General features: G+C 64.2%; 11 protein-coding genes and 1 pseudogene. 9 read left to right on the top strand and 3 right to left on the bottom strand.

The window, feature by feature from the left end; all coding sequences use genetic code 11:
• The 9 genes from F9929_RS24320 to F9929_RS17320 all read left to right on the top strand — a co-directional run.
• A partial coding sequence (locus F9929_RS24320; RefSeq protein WP_210251355.1) for a hypothetical protein occupies nt 1–354 on the top strand: 354 nt, incomplete at its 5' end.
• Nucleotides 355–441: 87 nt separating this feature from the next.
• Nucleotides 442–2,076: an ABC transporter ATP-binding protein gene (locus F9929_RS17355; protein ID WP_152047816.1), complete on the top strand. Its 1,635-nt coding sequence runs from the start codon at nt 442–444 to the stop codon at nt 2,074–2,076.
• Between the two features lie 255 nt (nt 2,077–2,331).
• On the top strand, nt 2,332–2,853 hold the full coding sequence (locus tag F9929_RS17350; protein ID WP_328596000.1) for a MarR family winged helix-turn-helix transcriptional regulator: 522 nt from the start codon (nt 2,332–2,334) through the stop codon (nt 2,851–2,853).
• Complete coding sequence (locus F9929_RS17345; protein WP_152047815.1) at nt 2,850–3,539, top strand: SDR family NAD(P)-dependent oxidoreductase; 690 nt, start codon at nt 2,850–2,852, stop codon at nt 3,537–3,539. The genes F9929_RS17350 and F9929_RS17345 overlap by 4 nt, the downstream gene beginning before the upstream one ends.
• Nucleotides 3,539–4,870: an NAD(P)/FAD-dependent oxidoreductase gene (locus F9929_RS17340; protein ID WP_152047814.1), complete on the top strand. Its 1,332-nt coding sequence runs from the start codon at nt 3,539–3,541 to the stop codon at nt 4,868–4,870. Before F9929_RS17345 ends, F9929_RS17340 begins: the two co-directional genes overlap by 1 nt.
• A 64-nt stretch (nt 4,871–4,934) precedes the next feature.
• Nucleotides 4,935–6,605 carry a peptide ABC transporter substrate-binding protein gene (locus tag F9929_RS17335; protein WP_152047813.1) on the top strand — a complete coding sequence of 557 codons (1,671 nt, stop codon included), beginning with the start codon at nt 4,935–4,937 and terminating at the stop codon, nt 6,603–6,605.
• Nucleotides 6,606–6,691: 86 nt separating this feature from the next.
• Nucleotides 6,692–7,642: an ABC transporter permease gene (locus F9929_RS17330; protein WP_152047812.1), complete on the top strand. Its 951-nt coding sequence runs from the start codon at nt 6,692–6,694 to the stop codon at nt 7,640–7,642.
• 10 nt (nt 7,643–7,652) lie between these two features.
• On the top strand, nt 7,653–8,546 hold the full coding sequence (locus tag F9929_RS17325; RefSeq protein WP_152047811.1) for an ABC transporter permease: 894 nt from the start codon (nt 7,653–7,655) through the stop codon (nt 8,544–8,546).
• Between the two features lie 11 nt (nt 8,547–8,557).
• Nucleotides 8,558–9,886 (top strand): NAD(P)/FAD-dependent oxidoreductase, encoded by a 1,329-nt coding sequence (locus tag F9929_RS17320; RefSeq protein ID WP_152047810.1) that lies wholly within the window; start codon nt 8,558–8,560, stop codon nt 9,884–9,886.
• 51 nt (nt 9,887–9,937) lie between these two features.
• Here the strand turns inward: F9929_RS17320 and F9929_RS24115 are convergent, their stop codons facing one another.
• The 3 genes and pseudogenes from F9929_RS24115 to F9929_RS17305 all read right to left on the bottom strand — a co-directional run bounded on the left by F9929_RS24115 (nt 9,938) and on the right by F9929_RS17305 (nt 11,805).
• Nucleotides 9,938–10,111: a hypothetical protein gene (locus F9929_RS24115; RefSeq protein ID WP_193227813.1), complete on the bottom strand. Its 174-nt coding sequence runs from the start codon at nt 10,109–10,111 to the stop codon at nt 9,938–9,940.
• A 349-nt stretch (nt 10,112–10,460) separates the two neighbouring features.
• Nucleotides 10,461–11,271, bottom strand: a pseudogene (locus F9929_RS17310) (IS5 family transposase).
• 87 nt (nt 11,272–11,358) lie between these two features.
• Entirely contained in the window at nt 11,359–11,805 is a 447-nt protein-coding gene (locus F9929_RS17305) for a MaoC/PaaZ C-terminal domain-containing protein (RefSeq protein WP_152047808.1), read from the bottom strand.
• Between the last annotated feature and the right edge of the window lies 1 nt (nt 11,806).

Here is an 11,806-nt window from a genome sequence, read left to right as displayed (position 1 = left end):
AGGTCGTCATGGGAAGGCTCCGTCCGGGTAAAGGAGCCGGGATCGTCCGCCCGCACCGGGCGACGCTCAATCAGCGCAACGCGCTCGCATCATTCCGCAAACGACGAAGCCGCCGCCCTTCCCGCGGAAGCGGGTTCGTTCATCCACCCTCCCCGGCTGTTCAAGCCGAATTCCGTGGAGGGCCGAAAGCGGGATGCCCGCTTCTGGCTAGCCGATGCGGGAAAGCTGCCGTTCAGTTCACGACAAAAGCAGATGTCGCACCTACATGCTGGGACCAAACATCTACGCGGCCCGGTTCAAATCTGCTGCGTGATGGGCTTGTCAGCGACGTTTGTGGTGCCCGGCGACTTCTAGAAGCATCTGCTAAGGCGGCATGCTCCTTGCATGTTGGAGCTTCGACGATCAGTCTGGTCGCGCAGCACCCCATGCAGAGGTCCGACTATGTCGAACATATCTTCCTCTCAGACCCCAATTCTCGAAGTGGAGGGCCTGACGGTTGCGCTGCCTGGCGGAATGGATCGCCGTTACGCGGTGAGGGACATTTCTTTCACTCTCAACGAGGGCGAAATCCTTTGCATTATCGGCGAGTCCGGTTCCGGCAAGTCGGTGACGGCCAATGCCGTGATGGGCCTCCTGCCGCCGACGCTGACGATCGAAGCCGGCCGCATCCGTTTGAAGGAGACGGACATTCTCGCCGCCCCGGCGCGGGACCTGCGTTCTTTGCGCGGCCGCATCGTCTCCATCGTGTTCCAGGACCCACTTTCGGCACTGAACCCTCTGATGACGATCGGCGCGCAGATCGAGGAAGTGCTGACAGCCCATCCCGGTCATGCCCCGAAGGACCGGACGGCGCGCGTTCTCGAACTTCTAGGAGAGGTCGGGCTGCCGGAGCCGGGGACGCTCCGCCACCAATATCCGTTCCGTCTCTCCGGCGGACAGCGCCAGCGCGTGATGATCGCGATGGCGCTGGCGCTCGACCCCGAAATCCTCATCGCCGACGAGCCGACGACGGCGCTGGACGTCACGACGCAGGCGCAGATCCTCGATCTCATCGCCCGCCTGCAAAGCCGCAAGAGGATGGGCGTCATGTTCATCACCCATGATTTCGGCGTCGTCGCCGACATCGCCGACCGGGTGATCGTCATGGAGAAAGGCGCGATGGTCGAGGAAGGGCCGGCGGAAACCGTCCTCGGTCATCCGACCCATCCCTATACGCGCCGTCTCATCGCAGCGGTGCCGAAGATGCGCGGCGAGACCCGCGCCGCCAACGAGGACGGCCCGGTCGTGCTCGACGTCCGCAACCTCAGGAAGACCTACCAGCTTTCCGGCTCGCTCTTCGGGAAGGGGCGCGAGGTGAAGGCTGTGGACGATGTCTCCTTCACGGTGCGCAAGGGCCAGACGGTCGGCATCGTCGGCGAGTCCGGCTCCGGCAAGTCGACGCTCGGCCGGCTCGTGATGAAGCTGCTGGAGGCGGATGGCGGCAAGATACATTTCGACGGCCGGGAGGTTGCCGGCATGAGGCAAGAGGATTTCCGCCGGCTGCGGCCCTATATCCAGATGATCTTCCAAGACCCCTTTGCGTCACTGAACCCGCGCATGACGATTGGGGGCATCCTCACCGCCGGGCCGGCGGCGCATGGCGTGCCGACGGCCGAGGCGCGGCGAAAGGCCCTCGATCTTCTTGGCCGTGTCGGCCTCGACGCCGGGGCCTACGACCGCTTCCCTCATGAATTTTCCGGCGGCCAACGCCAGCGTGTCGGCATCGCGCGGGCGCTGATGTTCGATCCAATCCTCATCGTCGCCGACGAGGCCGTCTCGGCGCTCGACGTCTCGATCCAGGCGCAGATCCTTGACCTTCTGGAGGCGATCCAGCGCGAGACGGGGGTGGCGATGATCTTTATTACCCACGACCTGCGCGTGGCGAGTCGGCTTTGCGACGAGGTGGGCGTTATGCATCGCGGGCGCATGGTGGAATTCGGCCCGCCCGCGCAAATCTTCCATGCGCCGGAGCACGATTACACGCGATGCCTGATCGCTGCCATTCCAGGCACCGAGTGGGATGCTGCCGTCGCCTGACGGGCCAGTGCCTACCGCCTTATCAGTCTGAATGAGTTGCCTGCCAAGCGGGTCGGTTCGTAGGCATGCGGGCGCGACTAATGCCTACGATCTATGCAAACTTTGGCAATGCCAAATAAAAGCTCTACACCGACGAAAAATTAGTTGTGCTCGTCCACTAACAGGTGAATAGTCGAGGCATCGAAGCCGCTTTTCCTGCAGTTCCGGCCCGCCGGAAACGCCGTCTTCCCTAACGGGAAGCCGAACGGGAGAGGTATGTCCGAGGTATTCATGGCGGATGATGCGAAATCGCCGGTTCGGATCGACCCAGCTCCCTTGCGAGCCGAGGATGTCGATCTCGGCGTTTTGGACGGGACGCTTAGCTACTTCATCCGCTCGATCAACATCGCCGTTACCCGCGATCTCGACCAGCGCCTGGAAGGGCTCGACGTCGCGCGCGGCACCGGCAAGATCACGACGCTCTTCCTGGTACAGCGCCATCCAGGCATCCGCCCCTCCGTGATCGCCGACGTGATCTTGAAGGACCGGTCCGCGATGGGCCGCGTCCTCGACGACATGGAGGCGCATGGCCTCCTAAGGCGCGAGACGGCCGAGGACGCGAGAGCCCAGGCGCTTTTCCTGACCGAAAAGGGCGAGGCACTAGCGGACGAGGTCCGCACGATCGTCGCCGGCTCCCGCGACTTCTTCGCCGATATCGACGACGCCGACTACGACGCCGCGATGGCGGTGCTGCGCCGCATCTACTGGCGGATCGTGCGCAAGAGGAAGACGGTATGACGAAGGTCGCCCTTATCTCCGGCGCGTCACGCGGCATCGGTCTCGCCATCGCGCGGCGGCTCGCGGCGGACGGTTGGAGCCTATCGCTCGGCATGCGCGAGCCGGCGCTGCCGGACTTCGCCGACGAAAGCCGCACACATCTCCAACGCTACGACGCGGCGGAGGGCGGCGAAGACGAATGGGTTGCCGCGGCGCTCCGACGCTTCGGCCGGATCGACGCAATTGTCGCCAATGCCGGGCTGATGATCGGCAAGACGGTGATCGAGGCGGAAGACGAGGAGTTCGACGCCATGCTCGCCGTCAACGTCAAGGCGCCGCGCCGGCTGGCGAAGGCCGCCTTCGAGCCCTTGGCTGCGACGGGCCGGGGCCGCGTGATCGTCATCGCCTCCCTTTCCGGCAAGCGCGTGAAGTCGGCGAAGTCCGGCCTCTACGCCATGACGAAATTCGCCGCCGTCGCGCTGGCCCACGGCATCCGGCAGGCCGGCTTCGATCGCGGCATCCGGGCGACGGCCGTCTGCCCCGGTTTCGTCGCCACCGACATGGCGCGGCCGATCTCCGGCCGGCCGGACGCGGCGATGACCGATCCGGGGGAACTGGCCGATGTCGTCGCCATGCTGATCAGCCTCTCCAACACGGCGAGCGTCGCGGAATTCGCCGTGAACTGCCAGCTCGAGGAATTCTTCTGATGCCCGGTCCTTTTGTCGATCCGTTCCACGGCGATGCGGAACTTCCCGAGAAGGTCGATGTCGTCGTCATCGGCGGCGGCATCATCGGCACGTCCACGGCGCTGGAACTCGCCGAGCGCGGCGTCTCGGTGGCGCTTTGCGAAAAGGGCGGCATCGGCCACGAGCAGTCGAGCCGCAACTGGGGCTGGGTGCGCATCTCACGGCGCGACCCGCGCGAGGTGCCGCTGATGGCAGAGGCGCTGCGGCTCTGGCAGGGAATGGACGCCCGCATCGGCCGGCCGACCGGATATACGCGCGCCGGCATCGTCTTCACCTGCGCCGACGACAAGAGCATGGCCGAACACGAGCGCTGGGGCCGCAATCTCGAACCCTACCAGCTCGAGCACCACATGCTTTCAGCCCGCGAACTGGAAGAAATGATGCCGGGCTCCGCATTCGACGTGAAGGGCGCACTCTACACGCCGGCGGACGGTCGGGCCGAGCCGCAGAAGGCCGCGCCCGCCATCGCGGAAGCGGCGCGCGACAAGGGCGCGCATGTCCTCACCGAATGCGCGGTGCGCGGCATCGAGACGGCCGGCGGGCGCGTTTGCGGCGTCGTTACCGAACGCGGCTCCATCGCCTGCTCCTCGGTAGTGCTGGCCGGTGGAGCGTGGTCGAACCTCTTTTCCGGCCGCTTCGGCATCGACCTGCCGCAGCTGAAGGTCATGAACACGGTGGTGAGAACCAAGCCGCTCGAAGGCGGTCCGACGCAGGCGCTGTGGCACAAGGACTTCGCCTTCCGCAAGCGCCGCGACGGCGGCTACACCGTCGCCTCCGGCCACGAGAACATCGTCGATCTGGTGCCGGCCTCCTTCCGCTATGCGAAAGCCTTCCTGCCGGCGCTGAAGGAAGAGTGGCGCTCGCTCAACTTCCGCCTCGCCGGGCGCTTCCTCGACGAGGTTCGCATCCCCCGCAACTGGGCCTTGGACGAGGCCTCGCCCTTCGAATATGCGCGCGTCCTCGACCCCAAACCCTCCAAGGTGATGACCGACAAGTTCGTTTCCGCCTTGAAGCGGCACTATCCCTTTTTCGAGCAGGCCGAGATCGCGCAAAGCTGGGCCGGCTATATCGACGTGACGCCGGACGCCGTGCCCGTCATCTCGCCCGTCGACGCCATTCCCGGCTTCCACATCGCGACAGGCTTTTCCGGCCATGGCTTCGGCATCGGGCCGGCCGCCGGCAAACTGATGGCCGACCTCGTCACCGGACGCACGCCCATGGTCGATCCGGCCGACTTCCGCTTCTCCCGCTTCTCGGACGGCTCCAAGATCGAACTGATCAGCGGATTCTGACGACAATTCCTGGCTCTGAGGGCCGGGCATGACGGCACCTATCTGGCACACAAAGGGGAATGGCATGACTGACGCTGATCGACCCTCCTTCCGCCCGAACCGCCGGCAGACGCTCGGGCTCATGGCCCTCGGCTCCGCTGGCATCGTGATGCCGGGCCTTTTCGGCCGTGATAAGGCGCTCGCCGCGACGCCGCCGTCCGCACCGACCGGTCAGCTTGTCGTCGCCTTCAGCCAGGAGCCGACGGTCTTCAACCCGCACATGCTGCATATCGAGGTGGACGAAGGCATCCATTTCAGCGTCTTCGATCCGCTCTTCGCGGTCGATCCGGAAGGCAAGTTCTTCCCCGGCCTCGCGGCCGAGGTGCCGACCGTTGAGAATGGGGGCATCTCCGCCGATGGCCTGCAATGGAAGGTCAAGTTGCGCGACGGCGTGAAATGGCACGACGGCAAGCCCTTCACCGCCGAGGACGTGAAGTTCACGCTGGAGCTTCTGGTCGATCCGAACTTCCGCGCCGCGCGCCGCACCGGCCATGACTTGATCCGTGACCTGAAGGTCGTCTCGCCGACCGAGATCACCTGGCGGATGGAAAAGACCTACGCGCCCTACCCTTCCCTTCTCGCCGCGACCTTCATCGTGCCGAAGCACGCCTTCGAGGGCGTCGCCGACAAGAACACCGCGCCCTTCAACAACGCGCCGATCGGCACCGGGCCGTTCAAATGGGTCAGCCGCACCGCAGGCGACAATATCCAGCTTGCCGCCAATGCCGATTATTTCGGCGACGGCCCCTATATCGAGCGGCTGATCTACAAGTACATTCCGGACCTCAACGTCCTCTACACCCAGTTCAAATCCGGCGACATCGACGTCACCGGCCTGCAATGGATCACGCCCGATCATTACGAGGAGGCGAAAACCCTGCCGGGGACGGAAGTCTCGCTGGTGCCGGGCTCGACGGTCGAGTCCTTCTCCTTGAACATGGGCAAGCCGCAGTTCCAGGACCTCGCCGTGCGGCAGGCTCTCTATCACGCGATCGACAAGCAATCGATCATCGACGCGCTCTATTACGGCCTGCCGACGCCGACCGAGAGCTACACGCCGCAGCAGAGCTTCTATTACAATTCCGATCTACCGAAACACGAATATTCGATCGACAAGGCCAAGGCGATCCTCGACGGGGCGGGCTGGAATCCGGGCGCGGGGGGCATCCGCGAGAAGGACGGCGTGCGCCTCGCCTTCACCAATTCCACTACCGCCGGCAACCATATCCGCGAGCAGGTGCAGCAGTTCCTGCAGCAGTCCTTCCAGGAGATCGGCGTCGAGATGACGATCTCCAACCTGCCGCCCGCCGTGATGTGGGGCGACTACTGGATGCAGTCGCAATTCGATTCCGTCGTCGTCGGCATCGACTTCCTGACGGGGCCGGACCCGGATGTTTCAGACTATCTTGGCTCGGCTTCGACCAATGCCAAGGGCGGCTCCGGACAGAACAACTGGCAATATTCCAACCCGGAGGTGGACAAGCTTCTCACCGAGGGCGGCAAATCCTTCGTGCCGGAAGAGCGCAAGACCTCCTACCTCAAGATCCAGGAAATGGTGCGCCACGACCTGCCGCTCTTGCCTATGTTCCAATACACCACCGTTCGCGGCCGCAAGGCGGGCGTCACTGGCTTCCAGCCGAACGTCAACACGCGCATCGACACCTGGAACGTCGGCACATGGTATCGCGCCTCATGATTTGAAGAACGGGAGCGGGCGAGCCCTCCGCTCGCTCCCGCCGGTCCGCCCGCCCTTCTTTCGCATCCAGCCGAGGGAATGCCGCCATGTCCCGCTTCCTCCTCAGCCGTCTCTGGCAGAGCATCGTCCTTCTCTTCCTGGTCTCGCTGATCGGCTACAGCGTTCTCCTTCTCGCGCCCGGCGGGCCGATGTCGCAATTCGCGCTGACGCCCGGCATCACCAAGGAAGACCTCGACCGGATCGCCGCCCAGATGGGCCTCGATCGGCCGGTGATCGTCCAATATGCCGACTGGCTCTGGCATCTCGTCCAGGGCGATTGGGGCCGCTCCTTCCGCGGCGGCGAGCCGGTGCTTGGGATCATCCTCGGCCATTTGCCGGCGACACTGCTCCTGATGGGCACCTCGACCGCCATCGCGGTCGGCCTGGGTACGACGATCGGCATTCTTGGCGCAATCCGCCGCCATTCCGCCTTCGACTACGCTTCGACGGTCGGGGCCATGGTAGCGCTCTCGGTGCCGACCTTCTGGTTCGGCCTCGTCGCCATCTACCTCTTCTCGCTGAAGCTTGGCTGGTTTCCTGCCGGCAACATGTACACGATCGGCAACGGCTCGCTCGCCGACTACCTGCACCATCTCGTGCTGCCGGCGACCGTCCTGGCGCTCGTCGATGTTGCGGTCTGGAGCCGCTACATGCGCACCGCGACGCTCGACGTGATCCACCAGGATTTCGTTCGGACGGCCAGGGCCAAGGGCCTGACGCGTCGCCGCGTGCTTTTCAAGCATGTCGTCGGCAACGCCCTTTTGCCGATGATCACGCTGGCCGGCCTGCAGCTTCCGACGATCCTCGGCGGCGCGCTCGTCACCGAAACGGTCTTCACCTGGCCCGGCATGGGGCGGCTCTTCCTCGATAGCCTCGGCTACAACGACTATCCGGTCGTGATGGGGCTCCTGATGTTCTCCGCGGTGCTCGTGCTCGTCGGCAGTCTTCTCGCCGACCTTCTGAGCGCGATCGCCGATCCGCGCATTCGTCTGGCTTGAGGAACGACCTATGAGCGACGCCGCGCCCCTCGCCGTCATCGCCGCCCCGAAGCCGGGGCTCCTTCAACGCAACCGCACGCTGAAGCGCTTCCTTCGTCATCGCCTCGCCATGGTGGGGCTGACGATCATCGCGGTGCTGACGCTTGCGTGTGTTATCGGCCCCTACCTCCTGCCCTACAACCAGTTACAAATCGACATCCGCGCGCGCTTCGCCCCGCCCTTTTCAGGCGCGCATATCTTCGGCACCGATCCGCTCGGGCGTGACGTCGCTGCCAGACTCTTCATGGCCGGGCGAATCTCGCTCCTCGTCGGCTTCTTCGCCATGCTGATCTCGACGCTCATCGGCATGGGGATAGGCATCGTCGCTGGCTATCGCGGCGGCTGGCTCGGCAATGCGCTGATGCGCGTCGTCGACGCCTTCCTGGCCTTCCCGTCGATCTTCCTTCTCTTGGCGCTTGCCGCCTTCATCAAGCCCGGCCCCTACACGATCACCCTCATCATTGCGGTGACGAGTTGGATGGAAATCGCGCGCATCGTCGCCTCCGAAGTACGCTCTTTGCGAGAGCGTGACTTCATCATGGCAGCGCGGATGCTCGGTCTTTCCAGCGGCTGGATCATGTTCCGCGAAATCCTGCCGAACGTCGTCGGCCCGATCATCGTCGCCGCCTCACTCACCGTTGCACGGGCGATCCTGCTCGAAGCCTATGTCAGCTTCCTCGGCTACGGCATCCAGCCGCCGCTCCCTTCCTGGGGCAACATGCTGAACGGGGCGCAGCAATATCTTCAAAGCGCGCCCTGGCTCGCCATTGTGCCGGGCATCGCGATCACGCTGGCGGTCACTGGATTCAACTTCGTCGGCGACGGTTTGCGCGACGCGCTCGATGCGCGCAGCGACATGCATTGAGGAGGACAATCATGGCACCCCGATTCTCGCCCTTCGATGCGAGCCTCTGGCATGCCACCGCCGAACCCGCACCGGCGACAGGGGTGCTCGAAGGCGAGACGAGAGCCGATGTCTGCGTCGTCGGTGCCGGCTATACCGGCATGACGACGGCCCTCGAACTCGCCAAGGCAGGAACGGATGTCGTGCTCCTTGAGGCGCAGGAGACGGGCTTCGGCGGCTCGGGGCGCAATGCCGGCCATTGCACGCCGACCTTCACCCATTACTCGCTGGCGAACCTTCGCCGCATGCTGGGTGAGCCTTGGGCCGAGCGGCTGATCGCGCGGCAGACGCGGGCGAACGAACGGGTCGGCGCGATGGTCCGCGATTACCAGATTCAGTGCGAATGGGTGCAGAACGGCTATGTGATGGGCGCGCTGCATCCAGGCGGCATCAAAGTGCTGCGGGAGAAAGAAGCGAGCTACAACGCCGTCGGCGCGCGGACGCGGCTGATCGATAAGGCGGAAGTCGAGGAGATCACCGGCTCGCCGCGTTTTACCGCCGGCTGGTTTCATGAGGAGGCCGGGCATCTCAACCCGCTCAGCTATGCGCGGGGTCTCGCGAGAGCCGCGATGCAGGAAGGCGTCCGGCTGTTCACGCGTTCGCCGGTCTCCGGGGTCGAGCAGGAAGGCGGGCGCTGGCGCGTTCGGACGCCCAATGGCTCGGTGCTTGCGGAGAAAGTGATCTTCACGAGCGGCGCCTATACGGTCGGCGGCTGGCCGAAGCTCGACCGGACCTTCCGCATCCTGCGCGTCTTCGTGGCGGCGACGCACCCTTTGTCGGAGGAAACGCGCCGCACCGTCCTACCGAGGAACACGACGATCCATGACGGGCGCGGCGACATCTATGTCTATAAATACAACGCAGAAGGGCGAATCGTCGCTTCGATGTTCCCGATGGGCCGGCGTGGGCAGGACATAGCCTATACGAAACAGGTGATGACCGACCGCTTGAAATGGCTCCATCCGCAGATCCGTGAGGAGATCCGCTGGGACTATCTTTGGTTCGGCGAACTCGACATGCAGAAGAAGACCGTGCCGCGACTCTACGGCCTCGCGCCCGGCGTCGTCGCGCTGACCGGCCTCTCCGGCCGGGGCGTCCCAACCGGTTCGATGCTGGGCTCAATACTCTCCGAATGGGCGCTAGGCGTGCCGGAAAGGGAACTGTCACTGCGCGTCGAGCCTTTGCGGGAAGCACCTCTCTACATGCTGTTCGCCCCGCAGCTTTCGCTGCGCTACCACCGCGCTCTCGACAATTTCGCAGCGCGGCGTCGCGGCAGCGAGGCTTTGCCACCTCATGCGTGATGCGGAACGTGCCGCGTCACCGGAAAGGTGCAGCGCTATTCCCGCTACGAGTCAATGACGGACGCGCCATGGACCTCGGACCGCGCTATAGATAAGCTCGGCGTTGCCTCGCAGGATCGCGATCTGCTCTTCGGGCATGAGATCGGCGACCATATCGTGGATGGCCGCGAGGATGCGGGAAGGCGGCGCGAAAAGCGAGTCCACCGGCAGGTTGGTGCCGATCATCGCGCGCTCCAACTGCTCGAAACAGTCGAGCGCATGGACGGGCAGCGTACGTAGGTCTCTGCTCGTCCAGTCGCGATGGCTTAACCCGAAGCCGACGGGCGCGATGGCAACTAAACCCGTGATGAGTACAAACTAGGAGCCTGTCCGAGTATTCTGCTCGACGTTGGTTCTTGATGCTGATTCACTTGTCTTATGACGAAGGTGTTTCGAACGTGAGATGTTGAGCAGGGCTGGCTTTTGCCACCGTCGCTGCATGAGTTCGTAGCGCTTGGGCACATGGCGCGTTTCGTGCGCGATACGGTGCGAGCGGTCCTCGACCTTTCCGCCATCTTAGAGTCCGTCCGGAAAGTCACGCCGTCCGCGCGATCCGGCGTAGGAGGATCATGACGGAGGCTGCGTAGAGGAAGGCGCTGGCGGAAGCGGGGGTGGCTTCGGTATCCTTCCAAAGGCGCCGGTTTCGGCTGATCCAGGCGAAGAAGCGCTCGACGACCCAGCGCCTGGGATGAACGGCAGAACCGACCTGATCAAGCGGCTTTCTGACGATCTCGACGTCGATCAGCGTAGCAGTGCGCGGCCGCTCGCCGGCAAAGCCGGCATCGGCGAAGGCTTTCGTCACGAAAGGGAAGGACCGCTTCGACAGGCGCAGAACTGGAACGGCGCCGTCGCGGTCCTGGACGCTAGCAAACTGAGGATCGAGAACGAGGGCTCGCCCGTCCGTGTCGACCATGGCTTGGCGCTTTCTGCCCTTCACCTTCTTCCCGGCATCGTAGCCGCGCGGGCCACCAGCCTCCGTGGTCTTGACGCTTTGGCTGTCGATCACGGCAGCGCTGAACGAGGCCTTGCGCCCAACCCGCTCGCGGTCCATCAGATAAGGCGATGGTTGATCCGGGCGAAGACGCCTTCGTCACGCAAGCGGCGGAAGTGGTCGAACACCGTGCTTTTGGGTGGCAGGTCCTTCGGGATCAGGCGCCAGGGAATGCCGCCCCGCAGGACATAGAAGATCGCGTTGACGATCTCGCGCAAAGACCATTTCGCCGGACGGCCTCCCTCCAGCGGCGCCGGCAGCTTGGGCTCGATGATCACCCATTCGGCATCGGTCAGATCGGTTTCGTATCGCAGGTGATGCGGCTATGCTGCCGTCGGGTGGGCGGGGTCGAGATGGCGCTTCCAGGTCAGGCGTCAGATACCTTCCTGGAATCAGCCGTGCCCCGGTCACTCAACCCTTTCCGGACGGGCTCTAATGCGCCCTAAGAACTACGCCTATGGGCTAGCAAAACGTGATCGCACGCAAGCACTGTCTCGCCACGATGGTTAACTACCCGGCAGGTTTCGACCACCCGCCCTTTATCCGGCCGCTTTGGGTCGGGTTCGAGGGCGGAGACGGTCAGTACCGTGTGAATCGTGTCGCCAATAAATACAGGCTTCGGGAAGCGCAGGCGCTCGTAGCCGTAGGTGAAAGCGTGCGGATTGATCTCGCTCGCTGTCAGTCCTATGCCAATCGCAAAAGTCATGGTGCCGTGCGCGATGCGCTGACCGAAGGACGTGGCCTTCATGTGCTCGGCGTCCATGTGATGCGGAAAAAAGTCGCCGGTGTGCCCAGCATGAACCACGAAGTCGGTCTCGGTAATTGTGCGCCCATGCGTGCGCCGTTCTTCACCGAGCGTGTAGTCCTCGAAGTGGCGAGGCCGTTCCATG

Origin of the sequence: Aureimonas psammosilenae, assembly GCF_009176975.1 — a bacterium.
Lineage (GTDB): Bacteria > Pseudomonadota > Alphaproteobacteria > Rhizobiales > Rhizobiaceae > Plantimonas > Plantimonas psammosilenae.
The sequence above is the reverse complement of the archived record's forward strand: the minus strand, read 5'-3'. Positions and strand labels throughout refer to the sequence as shown.